Source organism: Thermus kawarayensis JCM 12314, assembly GCF_055393575.1.
This window is the reverse complement of the sequence record NZ_AP043756.1, coordinates 230,322-248,472: the sequence shown is the minus strand read 5'-3', so window position 1 is coordinate 248,472 and position 18,151 is coordinate 230,322. Positions and strand designations below refer to the sequence as shown.

Here is an 18,151-nt window from a genome sequence, read left to right as displayed (position 1 = left end):
CGGGTGGGCGAAGCCCCCGCTCAGTACCCGTGGAGAAGCCCGAGCCGCTTGGCCCGGCCCACCGCCATCCGGAAGAGCCAAAGCCCCAGGAGGAGGTAGGCGAGGCTATTCAGGAAGGCCAGCCCCAGGCTCCAGGCTTCCAGGGGAGCCCCCTCCGCCAGCATCCTGCGGGCCAGGGCCGCCCCCGGGGCCAGGGGCAGGAAGAGGAACACCCCGCTCCCCGGCGCCTGCAGGAGGAAGAGGAGCAGGAACTGGGAGAGCCCCAAAACCTGCCCCACCCGCTTGAAGAGGAGGGCCAGGGAGGCCATGGCGAAGCCCAGGCCGTACCCCCCCAGGACCACGACCAAAAAGGGCAGGACCCCTCCCGGGGTGAAGGCCAGGCGGGCCCCGGTGAGGGCCATGAGCGTCAGGGCCACCAGGAGGACCAGGAGGCCCTGGGCGAGGAGGCCCGCCACGTTGCGGACCAGGAACAGGGGGATGGGGCCGTAGGGGGTGAGGAAGACCTGCTCCAGGGTGCCCGTCTGGGCCTCTTCCATGAGGCCGAAGGAGAGGCTGTTGTAGGAGGAAAGGGTAAAGGTCCAAAGGAGATAGCCCGCCAGCACGGCCTCGAGCCTCCCCCCAAACTCCGCGCCTGGTCCCGCCAAAAAGCGGGCCCCCAGGAAGAGGAGGTAGAAGAGGAGGCTTAGGGTCACCACCGCCCCCACGAGCTCCAGGGGGTAGCGGCGCAGGGTGAGGAGGCTTCGCCAGAACTCCGCCAGGAGAAGCTCAAGCACGGGCCACCGCCTTCAAGAAGACCTCCAGGAGGTCCGCCTCGGCCTTGGCCACCCGCCTCAGGGGAAGGGGCCTCACCGCCTCCAGAACCCGCCAAAGCGCCTCCCCGTCCCCCCGGAAGAGAAAAGGCCCCTCCCCTTCCACGCCGAGGGCCCGGAGGCGGCCCAGGACCTCGGCGGGCGGGGGGACCTCCAGCTCCAGGACGTAGTGCTCCCCGGCGAAGCGGGAAAGCAGGGCCTGCTTTTCCCCCTCCAACACCAGGCTTCCCCGGTGGATGATGGCCACGCGGTCGGCCAGGGCCTCGGCCACGGAAAGCTGGTGGGTGGTGAGGAGGACGGCCTTGCCCCCCCTGGCCAGGGCCCGCACCTTTTCCTGGACCAGGAGGGCGGTCTCCACGTCCAGGCCCAGGGTGGGCTCGTCCAGGAGGAGCACCTCGGGGTCGTGGACCAGGGCCTGGAGGAGGGCGAGCTTCTGCTGCATCCCGCGGGAGAGGTGGCGCACCTCCACCCGGGCCTTCTCCCAAAGGCCGTATTCCTCCAGGAGGACCAGGGCCCGCCTGCGGGCCGCCCCCAGGGAGAGCCCCCGGGCCACCCCGAAGTAGACCAGGTTTTCCAAAGGGGTGAGGCGCCAGTAGACGTTGCGGTTGCCCTCCAGCACCGCCCCCAGGTGGCGGAGGGCCCAGGGGTCCCGAGCGGGGTCCTTCCCCAGGAGGCGCACCTCCCCCTGGTCGGGGAGGAGGAGGCCCGCAAGCATCTTCACCGTGGTGGTCTTGCCCGCCCCGTTCTTGCCCAGAAAGGCCAGGATCTCCCCCGGGCGCAGGGCGAGGCTCACGCCCTTGACCGCCTCCAGGGCGCCGAAGCGCTTGTGAAGCCCCCGGGCCTCGAGGAGGGGATCTCCCACGGGCCCATTCTAAGGGGGAGGGCCCCCAGGTGGGGATCACCCCTTCTGGGTCCAGCGCCCCCTATCCCGGGAGTGGTACTTCTCCATGGCCTTGAGGAAGGCCTCCTCCAGGTCAATCCCCTCCCGGTTGGCCAGGGAGATGAGGACGAAGAGGAGGTCGGCGAGCTCCATGGCCAGGTCCCCCTCCTCCTCCCCCGGTTTGGGCTTCTTGCCGTGGCGGTGGGCCAGGACCCGGGCCACCTCCCCGAGCTCTTCCGTGAGGCGGGCGAGCATGAGGAGGGGAGGGAAGTAGCCCTCCTGGAATGAGGAGATCCAGGCGTCCACCCTTTCTTGGGCCTCCTTGAAGGTGAGCACGGCTACACCCCCGCCACAAAGGCGGCGAGGAGGCGCACCGCCAGCTTGACGTCCTTTAGGTCCACCATCTCCACGGGGGAGTGCATGTAGCGCAGGGGGATGGAGAGGATCCCCGTGGGAATCCCCTCCCGCACCTTGGCCACCTCGTCGGCGTCGGTGCCGGACCAGCGCCCGTGGGCGTGGAGGGTGTAGGGGATGCCCTCCCGCTCCGCCGCCTCCTTCAGGCCCCGGAAGACGCCTTTGTCCACGAAGGGGCCGATGTCCAGGACCACCCCCCGGCCCAGCTCCGCCTCCCCCACCTGGGCCTTGTCCATGCCGGGGGTGGCGCTGTCGTGGGTCACGTCCACCACCACCGCCAGGTCCGGGTTCTCCCGGAAGGCGGCGGTCCTGGCCCCGTAGGCCCCGATCTCCTCCTGCACGGTGCCCACCGCCACCACCTCGGCGGGGGTCTTCCCCTTCAGGAGGCGGAGGGCCTCGAGGACCACGAAGGCCCCCAGGCGGTTGTCTAGGGCCTTGGAGATTAGCCTCTCCCCGAGAAGCCACCGGGGGGGCTGGTCCAGGACCCCCACCGCCCCCACCTCGAGGTGGGCCAGGGCCTCCTCCCGGCTCCCCGCCCCGAGGTCGGCGAAGAGCTCGGAGAGCTCCACCGCCTTCTTGCGCTCCTCTTCCTTCAGCACGTGGATGGCCTTCCGGCCCACCACGCCGAGGACGGGGCCCCGCTTCCCCGAAAAGCGCAGGCGCTGGCCCACCAGCACCTGCGGGTCCCACCCCCCGAGGGGCTTTAAGCGGAGGAAGCCCTTCTCCTCCACGTGGCTCACGATCACCCCGATCTCGTCCAGGTGGCCCAGGAGGAGGACCTTGGGCCTCCCCCCGGGGTGGATGCGGGCGTAGGCGTTGCCGTGCCGGTCCCGTTCCACCTGGGCGAAGGAGCGGGCCCTTTCCAGGAAGACCTCGGCCGCCTCCTCCTCAAAGCCCGAGGGCCCCGAGGCGTAGAGGAGCCTTTCCAGAAACTCCAGGTCGGGCGCGTAGTCCATACCTCAAGCGTACAATGCCCCCATGAGGTTTTTGGCCCTCATCGCCCACGATGCCAAGAAGGAGGAGATGGTGGCCTTTTGCCAGCGGCACCGGGAGCTGCTTTCCCGCTTTCCCCTCCTCGCCACGGGCACCACGGGGGGGCGCATAGAGGAGGCCACGGGGCTTGGGGTGAAAAGGGTGCTTTCGGGGCCCTTGGGAGGGGATTTGCAGATCGGGGCCCAGGTAGCGGAGGGCCGGGTGTTGGCGGTGATCTTCCTCCAGGACCCCCTCACCGCCAAGCCCCACGAGCCCGACATCCAGGCCCTGGTGCGGGTGTGCAACGTGCACGGGGTGCCCTTGGTGACCAACCTGGCCGCCGCCGAGGCCCTGGTGCCCTGGCTTCGGTCCTTGGTCTAGAGGGTCTTTCGGTAGGCCAGGGCTTCCGCCACGTGGGCCTCCTCCACCCTTTCCGTCCCCTGGAGGTCGGCCACGGTGCGGGCCACCCGGAGGAGGCGGTCGTAGGAGCGGGCGGAGAGGAGCATCTTCTTGGCGGCGGCCTGCAGGAGGGCCTCGGCCCCGGGGGTGAGGCGCACCTCCCTCAGGGCCCTTCCGGAAAGCTCCCCGTTGGGGCGGCCCTGGCGGGCGAGCATCCTCTCCCGGGCCTTCAGCACCCGCTCCCGCACCACCTCGGTGCTTTCCCCTTCGGGCGCGCGGGCGAGTTCCAGGGGGGTGAGGCGGGGGACCTCCACCACCAGGTCAAAGCGGTCCAGAAGGGGCCCGGAGATGCGGCCCGCATAGCGCTGGCGCATGGACGGGGTGCAGGTGCAAGGGCGCTCGGGGTCCCCGTACCAGCCGCAGGGGCAGGGGTTCATGGCCGCCACCAGGAGGAAGCGGGCGGGAAAGGTGAGGCTCGCCCGGGCCCGGGCGATGGTCACCACCCCGTCCTCCAGGGGCTGGCGCAGGGCCTCGAGGGCGTCCCGGGAGAACTCGGGGAACTCGTCCAAAAAGAGCACCCCCCGGTGGGCCAGGGAGACCTCCCCGGGCTTGGGGATGGCCCCGCCCCCGATGAGCCCGGCGTAGCTCACCGTGTGGTGGGGGGCGCGGAAGGGAGGGTTCTTCAGGAGGCCCCGCACGGGCTGCCCCGCCGCCGAGTGGATGCGGGTCACCTCCAAGGCGGCCTCCCGAAGGAGAGGGGGGAGGAGGAAGGGGAGGCGTCTGGCCAGCATGGTCTTCCCCGAGCCCGGGCTTCCCACCATGAGGAGGTGGTGGTACCCGGCGGCGGCGATCTCCAGGGCGCGCTTGGCCTTGGCCTGGCCCTTGACGTCCCGGAGGTCCAGAATCTCCAGGGCCTCCAAGGGGTCCTCGGGCCGGGACTTTTCCAGGGGTTCCTCCCCCTTGAGGAAGGCCACCGCCTCCTCGAGGTGCCGCGCCCCGTACACCTCCACCCCCTCCACCAGGGCCGCCTCCTTGGCGCTCTCCGAAGGAAGGAGGAGCTTCTTGCCCTCCGCCAGAGCCCCCAGGGCCAGGTTCACCGCCCCCGGGACGGGCCTCAGGCTTCCGTCCAGCCCCAGCTCCCCCGCCAGGGCGAAGGGCGAGAGGGCCTCGAGGGGCACCACCCCCTGGGCGGCCAGGAGGCCCAGGGCGATGGGGAGGTCAAACTGGCTCCCCTCCTTCCTGAGCTCCGCCGGGGCCAGGTTCACCACCACCCGGGCCTGGGGGTAGGGGAAGCCGGCGTTCTTTAGGGCCGAGCGGACCCTCTCCCGGCTCTCCTCCACCGCCTTGTCGGGCAGGCCCACCAGGGCGTAGCTCGGAAGCCCGGGGCTTACGTCCACCTCCACGGTGACGGGAACCGCGTCCAGGCCGAAAAGGGCGTAGCTCCGCACCTGGGCCAGCATGGAAGGAGTTTATCACCGACGAAGTAGGGGCAGGTACAGGGCGAGGGCCAGGAGAAGGAGGGCGAGGAGCCCGCCGAAGGCGAGGCCGTACCCCAAGGCCTCCACCGCCACGCCAACGCCCCACTGCAGGAGGAAGGTGCCCCCGATGCCGAAGAGGTTCACCAGGGTGGTGCCCCGGCCCACCAGGTGGCCCGCCACCAGCTCCCGGGCCTGGGTAAGGGTGAGGATGTTGAAGGCCCCGAAGAAGCCCAAAAGGGCGTAGGCGGGGGCCAGGAGCTTGAGGAGGAGGAGAAGGAGGCCCAGGGCGAAGAGGAGGGCCGAGAGGAGGAGGACCCGGGCCGTCCCCAAGCGGTCCGCCAGGTACCCGGAGACGAGGAAGCCCAAGACCGCCATCCCCGAGTAGAGGAAGAGGAGGTTCCCCACCTGAAAGGCGGTGAGGCCCAGGGCGTAGGCGTAGGCCCCGGCCCAAAGGGTCTGCAGGGCCAAAAAGCCCCCGGCGAAGGCGAAGGCCAGGAAGGCCACCCGGAGAAGCCTCCCGTTGCGGAGGACCTCCCCCAGGCCCCCCGGGCCCCCGTCCTTGGGCCAGGCCACCCCGGGCGGGGCGTTCCGCACCCCCAGGTAGAGGGCCAGGGCCACTAGGGCCACCACCAAGGCCCCCAGGAGGAAGACCCCCCTCCAGCCCAAGGCTTCCTTGAGGAGGGCGAGGGGCGTGGCGGCCATCAGTCCCCCCGTGGCCCCTAGCCCCACGAGGAGGGTGGAGACCGTGGCGTAGTTCTTGGGGAACCACAGGCTGAAGGCCTTTAGGGAACCCATGAGGGCCGCGGCCATCCCCACCCCGATCAAGGCTCGTCCCAGGGCCAAGACGGCGAAGCTTGGCGCCAGGCCAAAGACCACGCTCCCCAGGGCCGCCACCAGGAGGAGGGCCGGGGTGACCCACCTGGGCCCCAGCCGGTCCAGGAGGCTTCCCAGGGGCAGTTGCACCGCCGCGAAGGCCAGGTAGAAGAGGCTCGTCATGAAGCCCAGCTCCCCCGGACCGAGCCCAAGCTCCTGGGAAAGGTCCTTGGAGAGCACCGCATTAGCCGAGCGGTAAAAATAGGAAAGGAAGTAGCCTAAGGCGAAGAGGAAAAACACCCGTGCCGCCATGTCACCTCCGGTTGAGAGCCACGCCCAGGAGAATCATAAGCCCCCCCAGGAGGGCCTCGAGGCGCAAAGCCTCCCCCGCCAAGGGCCAGGCGAAGAGGGCCCCGGCCACGGGCTCCAGCATGGCCACCAGGGTGGCGGTGCGGGCGGGCAGGGTCCTCACCCCGAGGAGGAAAAGGCCGAAGGGCGCCACCGTGCCCAGGGTGACCAGGTAGAGCACCGCGCCCCACTGCCCCGGGGTAAGGGCCAGGGCCTTTTCCAGATGGAAGGCGAGGAAGGGCAGGGAAAGAAGGCTCCCCACCCCCGTGGCCACCCCGAGGCTCACCAGGGGCGGGGTCTTTAGGCCGTGGGAGAAGACGGCGTAGAGGGCGAAGGAGAGGGCGGAGAGGAGGCCAAAGGCCACCCCTGAGGGGCTTCCCGAAAGGCCCTGCCCGCCCACCACCAGCACGTAGGCCCCGAGAAGAGCCAAGGCCACCCCCAGAAGGGCCCTAAAGGGGAGCCTTTCCCCCCGGAAGAGGGCGTGGAGGGTGAGGAGGGCGGGGGCCAGGTACTGGAGGAAGATCCCCGTGGCCACCGTGGTGGCGTGGATGGCCAGGTAGTAGAAGGCCTGGGCCCCGGAAAGGGCAAGCCCTACCCGGAGGAGGCGGGGCCTTTCCGGAGGCAGGGGAGGGTGGAGGAGGACGAGGGGCAGAAGGAGGAGGAAGCTCAAGAGGAAGCGCAAGGGGATGAGCACCTCCGGGGGAATCTCCCGCATGAACCGCCCGGCCAAGGCCCCTCCCAGGCCCCAGAGCAGGGCGGCCAGGGCCACGGGGATCACCGCCTACCCCCCAGGACCGTCAGGGCCACGCCCAGAAGGAGCACCAAGGCCCCCAGGAGCACCTTCACCCCGGGAAGCTCCCCGAAGAGGAGGAAGGCGAGGAGGCTGGCCCCCACCGGCTCAAAGAGGATGGCCAGGGTCACCAGGACCGGGGGGATGTGCCGGGTGGCCCAGTTGAAGCTGGTGTGGCCCACAAGCTGGGGTAGGAGGGCCATCAGGAACAGGTACAGGTAAACGGGCCAGGGGTACCCCCCGTACCCCCCGCCGAAGAGGTAGGGCAGGGGCAGGAGGAGGAGGGCTGCGGCGCTGTAGGCCACCCGCACGTACTCCAGGAGGGAAAGCCCCCGCCTTTGCGCCTCCCGCCCCAGGAGGAGGTACAGCGAGGCGGCCCACGCCCCCAGCACCGCCAGGGCGTCCCCCAGAAGGGGGTTGGTGCCCCCGCCTCCTCCCGCATCCCCCAGGCCGATGAAAAGCCCTCCCAGGAGGGCCACCCCTACCCCCAGGAGGGTGAGGAAGGAGGGCCTTTCCCGGAAGAAAAGCCAGCCCAGGAGGGTGATCCAGATGGGGTTGGTGGTGACGAGGGCGGTGCTCGCCGCCACGGAGGTGTAGGACAAGGAGGTGATCCAGAAGGAGAAGTGGAGGGCGAGGAAGACCCCCGCCCCCACCGCCCAGGGAAGCCCGGCCCGGTTCCCCAAGGGCCTTCCCCAGCCCGGGGCCAGGAGGAGGGCGGCCAGGCCCATCCGCCCTGCGCTCATCACCAGGCTGAAGGCCAGGCTTTTGTCCCCCGAGGCGGCCAGGGCCAGGCGCACCAGGATGCTGCCGAAGCTGATGGCCAGGATGCCGAGAAGGAGCACGGCGGCGATCTTTAGGCCGGAGGGCCGCATGGCGGCATTCTGCCACAGGACCGGGGAAGTGACCAGTGGGTCAGGTCCATCCCCCAGGGGCAAATGCCCGTGGAGCCGCTGGTATACTGGCGCGGAAGGAGGTCCTATGGTGACCATCGCCGTTCCTAAGGAGAGGGCACCGGGAGAGCGCAGGGTGGCCCTGGTGCCCGAGGTGGTGGCCCGCCTGGTCAAGCAGGGGGCCAGGGTGCGGGTGGAAAGGGGGGCGGGGGAGGGGGCCTACTACCCCGATGCCCTCTACCGGGAGGCCGGGGCCGAGCTTGCGGAGCGAGGAGAGCTCCTAAAGGGCGCCAACCTCCTCTTCACCGTCCAGCCCCCTTCGGAGGACCTGATTCAGGCCTTGGAGCCCGGGGCCATCGTGGTGGGCTTTGTGCAGGCCCACAAGAACGTGGAGCTGGTGAGGGCTTTGGCCGCCAAAAAGGCCACGGTGATCGCCATGGAGCTCATCCCCCGCATCACCCGGGCCCAGAGCATGGACGCCCTGTCCAGCCAGGCCACGGTGGCGGGGTACCTGGCGGCCATCCACGCGGCGAGGCTTTCCCCCCGGTTCTTCCCCATGCTCACCACGGCGGCGGGCACCATCCGCCCCGCCAAGGTGATGGTCATGGGGGTGGGGGTGGCGGGGCTCATGGCCATCGCCACCGCCAAGCGCTTAGGGGCCCAGGTCTTCGCTTACGACGTGCGGAAGGCGGCCTTGGAGCAGGCCCTCTCCCTTGGGGCCAAGCCCATTGAGCTTCCCATCAGCGCCGAAGGGGAGGGGGGCTACGCCCGCGAGCTCACCGAGGAGGAAAAGCGCATCCAGCACGAGGCCCTGCGGGAGCAGGTGGCGGGGATGGACGTCCTCATCACCACGGCCCAGGTGCCGGGCCGCCGGGCTCCCATCCTCCTCACCGAGGACATGGTGGAGAGGCTCAAGCCCGGCACGGTGGTGGTGGACCTGGCCGCCGAGTCGGGGGGCAACTGCGTCCTCACCCAGCCGGGGGAGGTGGTGGAGGTCCGGGGGGTGCGGGTCTATGGCCCCCTGAACCTCCCCAGCGAGCTTGCGGTACATGCCTCGGAGATGTACGCCAAGAACCTTTTGAACCTTTCCAGCCTCCTTGTGGAGAAAGGCGAGTTCGCTCCCCAGTGGGAGGACGAGATCGTCCGGGCTGCCCTCCTCATGAAGGAGGGCGAGGTCCTGCACGGGCCCACCAAGGCCCTTCTGGGAGGTGCGTGATGGAGTTTGGCTTCTGGTCTGCGCTTTACATCTTCGTGCTCACCGCCTTTTTGGGCTACGAGCTCATCACCCGGGTGCCCGTCATCCTCCACACCCCCTTGATGTCGGGTTCCAACTTCATCCACGGGGTGGTGGTGGTGGGGGCCATGGTGGTCTTGGGCCACGCGGAAACCGGACTGGAGAAGGTGATCGGCTTCCTGGGGGTGATCCTGGGAGCGGCCAACGCCGCGGGCGGTTACGCCGTCACGGTGCGCATGCTAGAGATGTTTGAGAAGAAGCCCGGCAAGGGGGGTGGTCAGTGATGGACCTCATCCAGGCGGCCTACTTCGTGGTGGCCATTCTCTTCATCGTGGGCCTGAAGCGCATGGCCCACCCCACCACCGCAAAAAGCGGCATCGTCTGGGCGGGATGGGGCATGGTCCTGGCCGTGCTGGCCACCTTCTTCTGGCCCGGGATGGGGAACTTCGCCCTCTTGCTCCTGGCCGTTCTCCTGGGCTCGGCGGTGGCCTGGTGGGCGGCCGTGAAGGTGGCCATGACGGACATGCCCCAGATGGTGGCCATCTACAACGGCATGGGGGGTGGGGCCGCCGCCACCATTGCCGCCGTGGAGCTTTTGAAGGGGGCCTTTGAAAACCAGGGGCTCATGGCCCTGGCCATCCTGGGAGGGCTGATCGGCAGCGTGGCCTTCACGGGAAGCCTCATCGCCTTCGCCAAGCTCCAGGGGATCATGAGAAGCCGCCCCATCCTCTTCCCCGGGCAGAAGGTGGCGAACGCCCTGCTCCTGGCCGCGACCTTCCTCTTGGGGCTTTCCCTCCTTTGGAACGACGCCACGCCCAGCATCGTCCTCTTCTTCCTCCTGGCCTTGGCCTTCGGCATCCTCATGACCCTTCCCATCGGCGGCGGGGACATGCCCGTGGCCATCTCCTTCTACAACGCCTTCACGGGGATGGCCGTGGGCTTTGAGGGCTTCGCTGTGGGCAACCCCGCCCTCATGGTGGCGGGCACCCTGGTGGGGGCGGCGGGCACCCTCCTCACGGTGCTCATGGCGAGGGCCATGAACCGCTCGGTCTGGAGCGTGCTGGTGGGGGGCTTTGGGGTGGAGCAGGAGGCTTCCGAGGTCAAGGGGAGCCTCAAGCCCATTGACGTGGAGGACGCCGCCGTCATGCTGGCCTACGCCAGCAAGGTGGTCTTCGTGCCGGGCTACGGCATGGCCCTTTCCCAGGCCCAGCACAAGGTGAAGGAGCTGGCGGACCTCCTCGAGGCCCGCGGGGTGGAGGTGAAGTTCGCCATCCACCCGGTGGCCGGGCGCATGCCCGGGCACATGAACGTCCTCCTGGCGGAGGCGGGGGTGGACTACGACAAGCTCAAGGACCTGGAGGAGATCAACCCCGAGTTCCCCACCGTGGACGTGGCCGTGGTCATCGGGGCTAACGACGTGGTGAACCCGGCTGCCCGCCGCCCGGGAAGCCCCCTTTACGGCATGCCCATCCTGGACGTGGACAAGGCCAAGAACGTCATCGTCATCAAGCGCGGGCAGGGCAAGGGCTTCGCCGGGGTGGAAAACGAGCTCTTCTACGCCGACAACACCCGCATGCTCTACGGGGACGCCCAGAAGGTCCTCACCGAGCTGACCCAGACCTTGAAGAAGCTCTAAGTGCCCACGCCTTCTGCCCAAGGCGCGCTCTTTGGGGCCCCCGTTGCGGCTTCCGCCGCAACGGGGTATACCACCCCATGCTGGCCCAGGCCAGCATGGGGGCCCCTAGGCGGGCTTCCCCGGGCCGGCAGGGCGAAGGAAAGCGGGATGAGTGGCCCCACCGCAGGGGGCTTCTTGACGCTTCCTGGGGCCTTTGGTATAGTGCTCTCTGCGGTCGGTCCGCGGTAGCTCAGCAGGTAGAGCGGCCGGCTGTTAACCGGTTGGTCGCAGGTTCGAGTCCTGCCCGCGGAGCCAGGTGGGGGCCCTCTGGGGCCCCCTGGGTCTTTTCTTGGGGAGGGGAAAGGGGTATAATCCCTTTTCGTGCGGCCTGCCGGGCCCGGAAGGGAGGTGGAGATGCGCAAGTACGAGGTGAACATCGTCCTGAACCCCAACCTGGACCAGACCCAGCTCGCCTTGGAAAAGGAGATCGTCGCCAAGGCCCTCGAGGCCCACGGGGCCAGGGTGGGGAAGGTGGAGGAGTGGGGGATGCGCCGCCTGGCCTACCCCATCGCCAAGGACGCCCAAGGCTACTTCCTCTTCTACCAGGTGGAGATGCCCGAAGACCGGGTGAACGACCTGGCCCGGGAGCTTCGCATCCGCGACAACGTGCGCCGGGTCATGGTGGTCAAGGCCGCCGAGCCCTTCCTCTCCAAGGCGTAAACTGTTCTCATGGCCAGAGGCCTGAACCAAGTATTCCTCATCGGCACCCTCACCGCCCGCCCGGACATGCGCTACACCCAGGGGGGGCTGGCCGTCTTGGACCTTAGCCTCGCGGGCCAGGACCTTCTTCTGGACGAGTCCGGCCAGGAGAGGGAGGTCCCCTGGTACCACCGGGTGCGCCTCCTGGGCCGCCAGGCGGAGATGTGGGGGGATGTTCTGGAGAAGGGCCAGCCCCTCTTCGTGGAGGGGCGGCTGGAGTACCGCCAGTGGGAGAGGGACGGGGAGAAGCGGAGTGAGCTCCAGGTGCGGGGAGAGTTCATTGACCCCCTGGAAGCCCGCCACCGGGAGACCGTGGAGGATGCCCGGGGCCAGCCCAGGCTTCGCCGCGCCCTGAACCAGGTCCTCCTCATGGGCAACCTCACCCGCGACCCCGACCTCCGCTACACCCCCCAGGGGACGGCGGTGGTGCGCCTGGGCCTGGCGGTGAACGAGCGCCGCTTGCGCACCGGGGAGGAGAAGACCCACTTCGTAGAGGTTCAGGCCTGGAGGGAGCTCGCCGAGTGGGCCGGGGAGCTTAAGAAGGGCGACGGGCTTTTGGTCATCGGCCGTTTGGTGAACGACTCCTGGACCAGCTCCAGCGGGGAGAGGCGCTTCCAGACCCGTGTGGAAGCCCTCAGGCTGGAGCGACCCACCCGTGGGCCTGCCCAAGCCGGCGGAAGCAGGCCCCAATCTGTCCAGACGGGTGGGGTGGACATAGACGAAGGACTGGAAGACTTCCCGCCGGAGGAGGATTTGCCGTTTTGAACGCGAAGGACGCCAAACCCAAGAAGGAGGCGCAAAAGCGCCCCTCCAGGAGGGCCAAGGTGAAGGCCACCCTGGGGGAGTTTGACCTGAGGGACTACCGGAACGTGGAGGTGCTCAAGCGGTTCCTCTCGGAAACGGGGAAGATCCTTCCCCGCCGCCGCACGGGGCTTTCCGCCAAGGAGCAGCGCATCCTGGCCAAGACCATCAAGCGGGCCAGGATCCTGGGGCTTCTGCCCTTCACGGAAAAGCTGGTGCGCAAGTAGGGGGTGAACGGTGAAGGTCATCCTCTTGGAACCCCTGGAGAACCTAGGCGACGTGGGCCAGGTGGTGGACGTGAGGCCGGGCTACGCCAGGAACTACCTCCTGCCCCGGGGCCTGGCGGTCTTGGCCACCGAGAGCAACCTCAAGGCCCTCGAGGCCAAGATCCGCGCCCAGGCCAAGCGCCTGGCGGAGCGGAAGGCCGAGGCCGAGCGGCTTAAGGAGATCCTGGAGAACCTCACCCTCACCATCCCGGTGCGGGCGGGGGAGAACAAGATCTACGGCTCCGTCACCGCCAAGGACATCGCCGAGGCCTTGGCCCGCCAGCACGGCATCACCCTGGACCCCAAGCGCCTCCAGCTTTCCAAGCCCATCAAGGAGCTTGGGGAGTACGTGGTGCCCTACAAGCCCCACCCCGAGGTGCCCATCCAGCTCAAGGTGAGCGTGGTGGCCCAGTAGGCGAGGACCCGGCAGGCCGCTCCCCGCCTCCCCAGGGCGGGGGGTTTCCTTGGCGAGGAGGTGGGGCCCGAGCTCTTCCAGGCTTCCCACCCCCGAGAGGGACAGGGTGAGCTCCAGCTCCGCCAAAAAGTGGTCCAGAAGCGCCCCCACCCCTTCCTCCCCGCCCAGGGCCAGGGCGTAGGCGTAGGGGCGTCCGAGGCCCACCGCCTGGGCGCCCAGGGCCAGGGCCTTAACGGCGTCGGCCCCGGTGCGGACCCCGCTGTCCATGAGGACGGGCACCCTGTCCTCCACCGCCCGGACCACGTGGGGAAGCGCATGCAGGGCGGCCAGGCTTCCGTCCACCTGCCTTCCCCCGTGGTTGGAAACGTAGACCCCGTCCACGCCGAGCTCCACGGCCCGGGCGGCATCCTCCGGGTGGAGGAGCCCCTTGAGGAGGAGGGGCAAGGCGGTGCTTTCCCGCACCCGCCGCACCTCCTCCCAGGAGAGTTCCGGATAAGAGTAGGTGGCCACGAAACGGCGCACCGCCTTCTGCATCTGGGAAAGGCCCAATCCAAAGCGCCTTCCCGCTTGCCTCAGGGCGAGGAGGTTCTGGAGGAGGACCCGCGTAGGCCTGGGCCTAAGGGCGGCGCCTTCTATGGGCTCCTCCAGGGCCTTGAGGAAGGCGGGGTCCGTGAGGTAGACGGCGAGGCCCTGCCCCTTCAAAAAAGGAAGGTGGCCGAGTTCCAGGTCCCGGGGGCGCCATCCCAGCTGGACCGTGTCCACGGTGAGCACTACCCCGGCGCACCCCGCCTTTTCCGCCCGGCGGAGGAAGCTTTCCACCACATTGGGGTCCGTGGAGTGGTAGAGCTGGAAGAAGACCAGAGCCTCCGGGTTCGCTTTCCGGGCCGCCTCCACCACCTGCTCCAGGGGGTAGGAGGCCTGGTTGGAAACCATGAAGGGGAGGCCCCTCTTGGCGGCGGCCCTTACGGCGGCGAGCTCGGCCTCGGGGTGGGCGAGCTCCAAAACCCCGATGGGGCAGAGGAAGAGGGGAGCGGCCCAGGCCCTTCCCAGGAGCTCTACCCGGAGGCCAGGCGGCTTGGCCCCCCGGAGCATCCGGGGGAGGAGGCGGAGGCGGCGGAAGGCCTCCCGGTTGGCCTCCATGGTCCACTCCAGGCCAGCCCCGCCCGCCACGTAGGCGAAGGCCTCCGGGGACATGCGCTTTTGGGCTTCCGCCTCGAGGGCGTCCGGGCGCACGGGGAGGGGAGGGCGCCTGCCCATGAGGCCTTCCAGGTAGATCCGCTGCTGCACCCTTCGTCCGATCATCCGCACCTCCCCAAGGGTTTGGCCGGGATTGTACCACCCCTGGGGGAGGGAGGTAAACTGGGTCCAAATGGGAAGGGCGGTCCTGGTCACGGGGGCGGGGAGCGGCATCGGCCTGGCCACGGCCCGGCTTCTTGCGGCCAAGGGTTTCCGGGTCTACGGGGGCGTGCGCCGGGAGGAGGATGCGATGCGCCTCCGCCAAGAAGGGGTGGAGCCCCTTCTTTTGGACGTGACCCGGGAGGAGGACCTCCTCCGGGCCAGGGGGCGGCTGGAGGGGGAAGGGGGGCTTTATGGCCTCGTGGCCAACGCCGGCCTCGCCGTGGCGGGGCCTTTGGAGCTGGTGCCGGTCTCCGCCTTCCGGGAGGCCTTGGAGGTGAACGTCCTCGGGGCCTTCGCCACGGTAAAGGCCCTCCTCCCCCTCCTTAGGGCCTCCCGGGGCCGGGTGGTCCTCATGGGCTCGGTCTCCGGCCTCGTGGCCCTGCCCCTCATGGGGCCTTACGCCGCCAGCAAGTTCGCCCTCGAGGCCCTGGCGGACGCCCTCCGGGTGGAGCTCCTCCCCTTCGGGGTCAGGGTGGTCCTCGTGGAGCCCGGCTCCGTGGCCACCCCCATCTGGGAGCGCTCCTTGAGGCGGGCGGAGGGCTACCTCGAGCCCCCGCCCCCCGGGACCGAGGGGGTCTACGGCCGCTATTTGGAGGTGGCCCGGGGGCTCGCCGAGCGCAACGCCCAAAGGGGTCTTCCCCCGGAGAGGGTGGCGGAGGCGGTCCTCAGGGCCCTGGAGAGCCCAAGCCCCAAGGCCCGCTACCTGGTGGCGCACCCCGCCCGGGCCCGGGAGACCCTTCTTTTGCGGCTTCTCCCCACCTCCTTGCGGGACCGGCTCATCGCCCGCTTCCTCGGAGCCTAGGGAGAGGCTTCCCGGGCTCACCCCGTAGCCCACCGGGCTCTTGTATGCTTAGGGCGTGGAGTTTCTGGTGGAGGACCTCGGCCTTCTGCCTTACGGGGAGGCCTGGGCGTACCAGAAGGCGGTACACCGGGAGGTGGCGGAGGGGAGGCGGCCGCCCACCCTCCTCCTCCTGGAGCACCCCCGGGTCATCACCCTGGGCCGCAAGGCCACGGGGGAGAACCTGCTTTTCCCCGAAAGCTGGTACCGTGAGCAGGGCTTTGAGCTCTACTGGGTGGAGCGGGGTGGGGACGTGACCTACCATGGCCCCGGGCAGCTGGTGGGCTACCCCATCTTCCCCGTGGGGCGGGAGGTGCGCCGCTTCCTCCGGCAGATTGAGGAGGCCATCGTCCGGGTGGCGGCGGGCTACGGCATCCCCGCCTACCCCACCCCGGGGTACGCCGGGGTCTGGGTGGGGGAGGACAAGCTCTGCGCCATCGGGGTGGCGGTGAAGGAGGGGGTAAGCTTCCACGGCTTCGCCCTCAACGTCAACACCGACCTCAACGACTTCACCGTCATCATCCCCTGCGGCCTCAAGGGGAAGGGGGTCACCTCCTTGGAGAAGCTTTTGGGCCGGAGGGTGCCCATGGAGGAGGCCAAGGAGCGGGTGGTGCGGGCCTTCGCCGAGGTCTTCGGCATGGAACCGGTGAGGAGGGAAGGGCATGAAGCCCAAGTTTGAAACGGTGGAGTTTCTCTCCCCCACGGGGGAGGTGGTGGAGCTCAAGGTGGTGAAGCGGGGCCTGGCCCAGGCCCGGCCCGAGCCCGTGGACCGGCACAAGCCCGCCTGGATCAAGGCCCCCCTGCACACGGGCACCCGCTACCAGGCCCTGAAGGCCATGGTGCAGGAGCTTAGGCTCCACACCGTCTGCCAGGAGGCCCTCTGCCCCAACGTGGGCGAGTGCTGGACCCACGGGACCCTCACGGTGATGATCCTGGGGGACATCTGCACCCGGGCCTGCAAGTTCTGCGCCGTCCACACCGGGAACCCCAGGGGCCTCGTGGACCCGGAGGAGCCCAAGAGGGTGGCCGAGGCCATCGCCCGCATGGGGGTGCGGTACGTGGTCTTAACCAGCGTGGACCGGGATGACCTTCCCGATGGGGGCGCCGCCCACTTCGCCGCCACCATCAGGGCCATCAAGGAGAGGGCCCCCGGGGTTTTGGTGGAGGCCCTGACCCCCGACTTCCAGGGGGACCTGGAGGCGGTGGAGACGGTCCTCGCGGCGAACCCCGAGGTCTACGCCCAGAACCTGGAGACGGTGCGCCGCCTCACCCCTAAGGTCCGGGACCCCCGGGCGGGGTACGAGCAGACCCTAAAGGTTCTCGCCCACGCCAAGCGGGTCCGGCCCGACATCCTCACCAAGTCTAGCCTCATGCTGGGGCTTGGGGAGACGGAGGAGGAGCTCCTCGAGGCCATGCGGGACCTGCGGGCCGCGGGGGTGGACATCCTCACCCTGGGCCAGTACCTGAGGCCCACCCCCGCCCACCTGCCCGTGGTCCGCTACGTCCCCCCCGAGGACTTCCAGAGGTACGAGGCCTGGGGGTACGCCCTGGGCTTTAGGGAGGTCTTCGCCGGGCCTTTGGTGCGGAGTTCCTACCGGGCGGACCGGGTCTTCCTGGAGGCCACCCAAAGATGAGCCGAAAGACGGCCCTTTTCCTCCTGGACCTCCTCGCCCTCCTCCTCTTCGCCGGGGTGGGGCTCCTTTCCCACGGCCAGCCCCTAAGCTTCGCGGGGCTTGCCCGGAATGTCCTTCCTGTCCTCTTCGTCTGGGTGCTCCTAAGCCCCTTCCTCGGCACCTACCGCCGCCCCACCTGGCAAAACCTCCTCCTCACCTGGGCCTTGGCCTTCCCCGCGGGGCTATGGCTTCGGCAGATGGTCTTTGGGGGGGGTTTCGGGGTGGGGTTTTTCGTCTTCTTGGCCGTGGCCATGGGTTTTAGCCTCCTCTTCTTCCTTCTCCTTCGGGGCCTCGCCAAAGCCCTTCGTCTCTGGTAAAAAGGGAACATGGAAAAGGTGGCCTTCCTCGGTCTTGGGGCCATGGGCTACCCCATGGCGGGGCACCTGGCGCGGCGGTTTCCCACCCTGGTCTGGAACCGGACCTTTGCCAAGGCTCTAAGGCACCAGGAGGCCTTCGGCTCCGAGGCCGTGCCCCTGGAGCGGGCGGCCGAGGCCCGGGTGATCTTCACCTGCCTCCCCACCACCCGGGAGGTCTACGAGGTGGCCGAGGCCCTCTTCCCCTACCTCCTAGAGGGCACCTACTGGGTGGACGCCACGAGCGGGGAGCCGGAGGCGAGCCGGAGGCTCGCCGAACGCCTAAGGGAGAAGGGCGTCACCTACCTGGACGCCCCCGTCTCGGGGGGCACCTCGGGGGCCGAGGCGGGCACCCTCACGGTGATGCTGGGGGGGCCCGAGGAGGCGGTGGAGCGGGTGAAGCCCTACCTGGCCTACGCCAAGAAGGTGGTCCACGTGGGCCCCGTGGGGGCGGGGCACGCGGTGAAGGCCGTCAACAACGCCCTCCTCGCCGTGAACCTTTGGGCGGCGGGGGAGGGGCTTTTGGCCCTGGTGAAGCAGGGGGTTTCGGCGGAGAAGGCCCTCGAGGTCATCAACGCCTCCTCGGGCCGCTCCAACGCCACGGAGAACCTCATCCCCCAAAGGGTCCTCACCCGGGCCTTCCCCAAGACCTTCGCCCTGGGGCTTCTGGTGAAGGACCTGGGCATCGCCATGGGGGTTCTGGACGGGGAGAAAGCCCCAAGCCCCCTCCTCCGCCTCACGCGGGAGGTCTACGAGATGGCCAAGCGGGAGCTGGGCCCGGATGCCGACCACGTGGAGGCCCTGAGGCTTTTAGAGCGCTGGGGCGGGGCAGAGATCCGCTGAGGTTGCTGGTCAAAGGTCCTCGTTGGGGATTCCCGGGGCTTGGGGGCGTGGAAAGGCGTCCCGGGTGTCGGACCTGCTGGCAGACAGGTCTAGGGGGCCCTTGAGGGCCATCCCCTGGGGTGAAGGCGCCGGGGGAGGGTTGACCTGCGGGTAACCTCCACTT

Annotated in this window: 21 protein-coding genes, 1 tRNA gene and 1 pseudogene; 14 read left to right on the top strand and 9 right to left on the bottom strand. The window is 69.2% G+C overall.

Features of this window, described 5'->3' with window-relative positions:
- Positions 1-20 precede the first annotated feature (20 nt).
- Genes ACZ5RK_RS01715 through ACZ5RK_RS01700 form a run of 4 tightly spaced genes read right to left on the bottom strand, consistent with a single transcriptional unit; the run spans position 21 to position 3,059 of the window.
- Positions 21-773 (bottom strand): ABC transporter permease, encoded by a 753-nt coding sequence (locus tag ACZ5RK_RS01715; protein WP_464909426.1) that lies wholly within the window; start codon positions 771-773, stop codon positions 21-23.
- On the bottom strand, positions 766-1,671 hold the full coding sequence (locus ACZ5RK_RS01710; RefSeq protein WP_464909425.1) for an ABC transporter ATP-binding protein: 906 nt from the start codon (positions 1,669-1,671) through the stop codon (positions 766-768). Before ACZ5RK_RS01710 ends, ACZ5RK_RS01715 begins: the two co-directional genes overlap by 8 nt.
- A gap of 36 nt (positions 1,672-1,707) precedes the next feature.
- Positions 1,708-2,025 (bottom strand): nucleotide pyrophosphohydrolase, encoded by a 318-nt coding sequence (locus ACZ5RK_RS01705; protein WP_054647006.1) that lies wholly within the window; start codon positions 2,023-2,025, stop codon positions 1,708-1,710.
- Positions 2,026-2,027: 2 nt separating this feature from the next.
- On the bottom strand, positions 2,028-3,059 hold the full coding sequence (locus tag ACZ5RK_RS01700) for a M42 family metallopeptidase (RefSeq protein WP_464909424.1): 1,032 nt from the start codon (positions 3,057-3,059) through the stop codon (positions 2,028-2,030).
- A 22-nt stretch (positions 3,060-3,081) separates the two neighbouring features.
- On the opposite strand from ACZ5RK_RS01700, the gene mgsA reads away from it, so the two are divergent.
- On the top strand, positions 3,082-3,456 hold the full coding sequence (mgsA, locus tag ACZ5RK_RS01695; RefSeq protein WP_054647007.1) for a methylglyoxal synthase: 375 nt from the start codon (positions 3,082-3,084) through the stop codon (positions 3,454-3,456).
- Here mgsA and ACZ5RK_RS01690 read toward each other — a convergent pair.
- The 4 genes from ACZ5RK_RS01690 to ACZ5RK_RS01675 are packed head-to-tail and all read right to left on the bottom strand — an operon-like array spanning position 3,453 to position 7,775.
- Positions 3,453-4,934, bottom strand: a complete 1,482-nt coding sequence (locus tag ACZ5RK_RS01690; protein WP_464909423.1) for a YifB family Mg chelatase-like AAA ATPase — start codon at positions 4,932-4,934, stop codon at positions 3,453-3,455. The two genes, mgsA and ACZ5RK_RS01690, sit on opposite strands and share 4 nt — an antisense overlap.
- A gap of 12 nt (positions 4,935-4,946) precedes the next feature.
- Entirely contained in the window at positions 4,947-6,077 is a 1,131-nt protein-coding gene (locus tag ACZ5RK_RS01685) for an MFS transporter (RefSeq protein WP_464909422.1), read from the bottom strand.
- Between the two features lies 1 nt (position 6,078).
- Positions 6,079-6,891 carry an EamA family transporter gene (locus tag ACZ5RK_RS01680; protein WP_464909421.1) on the bottom strand — a complete coding sequence of 271 codons (813 nt, stop codon included), beginning with the start codon at positions 6,889-6,891 and terminating at the stop codon, positions 6,079-6,081.
- On the bottom strand, positions 6,888-7,775 hold the full coding sequence (locus ACZ5RK_RS01675; RefSeq protein ID WP_464909420.1) for a DMT family transporter: 888 nt from the start codon (positions 7,773-7,775) through the stop codon (positions 6,888-6,890). Before ACZ5RK_RS01675 ends, ACZ5RK_RS01680 begins: the two co-directional genes overlap by 4 nt.
- Before the next feature lie 106 nt (positions 7,776-7,881).
- Here ACZ5RK_RS01675 and ACZ5RK_RS01670 point away from each other — a divergent pair, with 106 nt between their 5' ends.
- The 8 genes from ACZ5RK_RS01670 to rplI all read left to right on the top strand — a co-directional run bounded on the left by ACZ5RK_RS01670 (position 7,882) and on the right by rplI (position 12,883).
- Entirely contained in the window at positions 7,882-9,009 is a 1,128-nt protein-coding gene (locus tag ACZ5RK_RS01670) for a Re/Si-specific NAD(P)(+) transhydrogenase subunit alpha (protein ID WP_464909419.1), read from the top strand.
- Positions 9,009-9,311 (top strand): proton-translocating transhydrogenase family protein, encoded by a 303-nt coding sequence (locus ACZ5RK_RS01665; RefSeq protein WP_464909418.1) that lies wholly within the window; start codon positions 9,009-9,011, stop codon positions 9,309-9,311. The genes ACZ5RK_RS01670 and ACZ5RK_RS01665 overlap by 1 nt, the downstream gene beginning before the upstream one ends.
- Complete coding sequence (locus ACZ5RK_RS01660; protein ID WP_464909417.1) at positions 9,311-10,663, top strand: NAD(P)(+) transhydrogenase (Re/Si-specific) subunit beta; 1,353 nt, start codon at positions 9,311-9,313, stop codon at positions 10,661-10,663. The genes ACZ5RK_RS01665 and ACZ5RK_RS01660 overlap by 1 nt, the downstream gene beginning before the upstream one ends.
- A 218-nt stretch (positions 10,664-10,881) precedes the next feature.
- Positions 10,882-10,957, top strand: a tRNA-Asn gene (locus tag ACZ5RK_RS01655).
- Between the two features lie 99 nt (positions 10,958-11,056).
- Entirely contained in the window at positions 11,057-11,362 is a 306-nt protein-coding gene (gene rpsF / locus ACZ5RK_RS01650) for a 30S ribosomal protein S6 (RefSeq protein ID WP_054647455.1), read from the top strand.
- Positions 11,363-11,371: 9 nt separating this feature from the next.
- Positions 11,372-12,166 carry a single-stranded DNA-binding protein gene (locus tag ACZ5RK_RS01645; RefSeq protein ID WP_464909416.1) on the top strand — a complete coding sequence of 265 codons (795 nt, stop codon included), beginning with the start codon at positions 11,372-11,374 and terminating at the stop codon, positions 12,164-12,166.
- Entirely contained in the window at positions 12,163-12,429 is a 267-nt protein-coding gene (gene rpsR, locus ACZ5RK_RS01640; RefSeq protein ID WP_054647452.1) for a 30S ribosomal protein S18, read from the top strand. Before ACZ5RK_RS01645 ends, rpsR begins: the two co-directional genes overlap by 4 nt.
- A gap of 10 nt (positions 12,430-12,439) precedes the next feature.
- Positions 12,440-12,883, top strand: coding sequence for a 50S ribosomal protein L9 (gene rplI / locus ACZ5RK_RS01635; protein ID WP_054647453.1), 444 nt, complete (start codon positions 12,440-12,442; stop codon positions 12,881-12,883).
- A gap of 111 nt (positions 12,884-12,994) precedes the next feature.
- Here the strand turns inward: rplI and ACZ5RK_RS01630 are convergent.
- Positions 12,995-14,077, bottom strand: a pseudogene (locus ACZ5RK_RS01630) (alpha-hydroxy-acid oxidizing protein); the annotation flags it as partial.
- A gap of 175 nt (positions 14,078-14,252) precedes the next feature.
- Here ACZ5RK_RS01630 and ACZ5RK_RS01625 point away from each other — a divergent pair.
- The 5 genes from ACZ5RK_RS01625 to ACZ5RK_RS01605 are packed head-to-tail and all read left to right on the top strand — an operon-like array spanning position 14,253 to position 17,988.
- Complete coding sequence (locus ACZ5RK_RS01625; protein ID WP_464909415.1) at positions 14,253-15,083, top strand: SDR family oxidoreductase; 831 nt, start codon at positions 14,253-14,255, stop codon at positions 15,081-15,083.
- Positions 15,084-15,138: 55 nt separating this feature from the next.
- Complete coding sequence (lipB, locus tag ACZ5RK_RS01620) at positions 15,139-15,798, top strand: lipoyl(octanoyl) transferase LipB (RefSeq protein ID WP_054647053.1); 660 nt, start codon at positions 15,139-15,141, stop codon at positions 15,796-15,798.
- Positions 15,782-16,753 carry a lipoyl synthase gene (gene lipA / locus ACZ5RK_RS01615; protein WP_464909414.1) on the top strand — a complete coding sequence of 324 codons (972 nt, stop codon included), beginning with the start codon at positions 15,782-15,784 and terminating at the stop codon, positions 16,751-16,753. The genes lipB and lipA overlap by 17 nt, the downstream gene beginning before the upstream one ends.
- Positions 16,750-17,109 (top strand): DUF3054 domain-containing protein, encoded by a 360-nt coding sequence (locus ACZ5RK_RS01610; RefSeq protein WP_464909413.1) that lies wholly within the window; start codon positions 16,750-16,752, stop codon positions 17,107-17,109. The genes lipA and ACZ5RK_RS01610 overlap by 4 nt, the downstream gene beginning before the upstream one ends.
- A gap of 9 nt (positions 17,110-17,118) precedes the next feature.
- A complete protein-coding gene (locus ACZ5RK_RS01605; protein ID WP_464909412.1) occupies positions 17,119-17,988 on the top strand; it encodes an NAD(P)-dependent oxidoreductase in 870 nt (289 codons plus the stop codon).
- The last annotated feature ends 163 nt before the right edge of the window (positions 17,989-18,151 follow it).

Excerpts from the sequence above, each read along its gene's own strand:
- mgsA (WP_054647007.1), top strand. The coding sequence starts at position 3,082 with ATGAGGTTTTTGGCCCTCATCGCCCACGATGCCAAGAAGGAGGAGATG.
- rpsF (WP_054647455.1), top strand. The coding sequence starts at position 11,057 with ATGCGCAAGTACGAGGTGAACATCGTCCTGAACCCCAACCTGGACCAG.
- ACZ5RK_RS01645 (WP_464909416.1), top strand. The coding sequence starts at position 11,372 with ATGGCCAGAGGCCTGAACCAAGTATTCCTCATCGGCACCCTCACCGCC.
- ACZ5RK_RS01660 (WP_464909417.1), top strand. The coding sequence starts at position 9,311 with ATGGACCTCATCCAGGCGGCCTACTTCGTGGTGGCCATTCTCTTCATC.
- ACZ5RK_RS01690 (WP_464909423.1), bottom strand. The coding sequence starts at position 4,934 with ATGCTGGCCCAGGTGCGGAGCTACGCCCTTTTCGGCCTGGACGCGGTT.
- ACZ5RK_RS01665 (WP_464909418.1), top strand. The coding sequence starts at position 9,009 with ATGGAGTTTGGCTTCTGGTCTGCGCTTTACATCTTCGTGCTCACCGCC.
- ACZ5RK_RS01625 (WP_464909415.1), top strand. The coding sequence starts at position 14,253 with ATGGGAAGGGCGGTCCTGGTCACGGGGGCGGGGAGCGGCATCGGCCTG.
- lipA (WP_464909414.1), top strand. The coding sequence starts at position 15,782 with ATGAAGCCCAAGTTTGAAACGGTGGAGTTTCTCTCCCCCACGGGGGAG.
- ACZ5RK_RS01605 (WP_464909412.1), top strand. The coding sequence starts at position 17,119 with ATGGAAAAGGTGGCCTTCCTCGGTCTTGGGGCCATGGGCTACCCCATG.
- ACZ5RK_RS01700 (WP_464909424.1), bottom strand. The coding sequence starts at position 3,059 with ATGGACTACGCGCCCGACCTGGAGTTTCTGGAAAGGCTCCTCTACGCC.
- ACZ5RK_RS01685 (WP_464909422.1), bottom strand. The coding sequence starts at position 6,077 with ATGGCGGCACGGGTGTTTTTCCTCTTCGCCTTAGGCTACTTCCTTTCC.
- ACZ5RK_RS01670 (WP_464909419.1), top strand. The coding sequence starts at position 7,882 with ATGGTGACCATCGCCGTTCCTAAGGAGAGGGCACCGGGAGAGCGCAGG.
- ACZ5RK_RS01610 (WP_464909413.1), top strand. The coding sequence starts at position 16,750 with ATGAGCCGAAAGACGGCCCTTTTCCTCCTGGACCTCCTCGCCCTCCTC.
- ACZ5RK_RS01675 (WP_464909420.1), bottom strand. The coding sequence starts at position 7,775 with ATGCGGCCCTCCGGCCTAAAGATCGCCGCCGTGCTCCTTCTCGGCATC.